This window comes from Mesorhizobium sp. M1A.F.Ca.IN.020.06.1.1 (assembly GCF_004023265.1).
Lineage (GTDB): Bacteria > Pseudomonadota > Alphaproteobacteria > Rhizobiales > Rhizobiaceae > Mesorhizobium.
The window spans coordinates 1-1,274 of the sequence record NZ_RZSR01001309.1 but is presented as its reverse complement, the minus strand read 5'-3'; the positions used below and the strand labels follow the sequence as shown (position 1 = coordinate 1,274).

Here is a 1,274-nt window from a genome sequence, read left to right as displayed (position 1 = left end):
AGCCCATACCCCGCGCTGATGACCATCGAGTCGGCGAACCCTGTCCACAACAGGCCGTTGAAGTAGGCGATGGACGCCTTCGTCGAAAGGCTCTTGTCGTCATCCACGAGCTTGAAGAACAATGATCGCAGACCGGGCCAAGTGTATTTGTCCGGCTTGTCCTCATAGCCGGCGATTTTCACCATGCCGGCGCGTAGATTTTCAGTGACACGCTCGTGGGATCCTTTATTCACCCACGTGCGCAGGGGAGTGATGTAATAGAGCGCTGCAGGCACAACGACGCCGATTAGGTACGGCACCTTTGAGAAGTCTGGCAAACCAGGAAAAGTGCCCATAAGAATGAACCAAATCACTGCACCGTAGACGATTATGAGCGCTGCGGGCGTAAACCAGCGCCAGATTTGCATCGTGTTCAGGGTCATGTTTTTGGGCCGTCCGGAAAGCGGAGCTTGGTGTATTCAGCTCTCTTCAGAGAAAAACTCTTACAGTGGATACCACGTCTATCTAAAGCTTAAGTCTCGACAGGTGAAAGCCTCTCGGTCTACGGCCTCACCGGGGTCGGTCGTACGCGCGCTCGAACCTCGTCGTAGAGCGCAATCTGCCCGGGCATGGAAACCGTCACAGCGAGTCCAAAGGGCACCATTTCGTCGACAGTTGCACCGGCGTCCGGTTCGCGTTGGATCTTCAATGGAACCACCATATTGCCTGTCACGACGGCGGCGCGATCACCGCTCCAGCAGCGGGTGTACACCGTGCCGCGATTGGTTTGGTTTCCGTCGGGTTGATTTCCGTGCGCGGTAACGCCAAGGTTTTCGATGTCGACCGGATCCACAAGTTTCATGCGCACCGCGCGATAGGCTTTCCGGCCGGGTTGCACGGGCGTAAGCCAAGCAAGAGTGGCGGATATGTAGTGTGGGTGCGTTCTCCCACCGATCGCTACCGGGATCGGCACCGATACGTCCACGCTCCGCTCATTGGCCAATGATCCGACGGCCCAGAACGTGGCCCGATCGGCTGCGCACGCCACAGCATCGTCGGCATCGAAAGCTCCGTAGCCGATGAACCGGCGAATATTGTCCTTCTGACGCGGCGCTTGCCCTCGTCCGAAAGGACCGAGGAGATCCCTGACTAGCGTCGCAGTGGGGCCGGGCCAGCGCGCGGAATGCACCAGCAACGCCTTGATCAAGGCGGCGCGCTGCGGGTTGCTCAACTGGAGAAATTCCTGGCCGTACTCCGCCTCAAGAGCATCGTGAATTCTGTGCGCGGTCCTTGAC

The 1,274-nt window shown here is 58.4% G+C and carries 1 protein-coding gene and 1 pseudogene; both read right to left on the bottom strand.

Features of this window, described 5'->3' with window-relative positions; genetic code table 11:
- The coding region (locus tag EOA60_RS33540) for a hypothetical protein (protein WP_164899788.1) at positions 1–422 on the bottom strand (422 nt) is incomplete at its 3' end.
- A 119-nt stretch (positions 423–541) separates the two neighbouring features.
- A pseudogene (locus tag EOA60_RS33535) lies at positions 542–1,274 on the bottom strand (hypothetical protein); the annotation flags it as partial.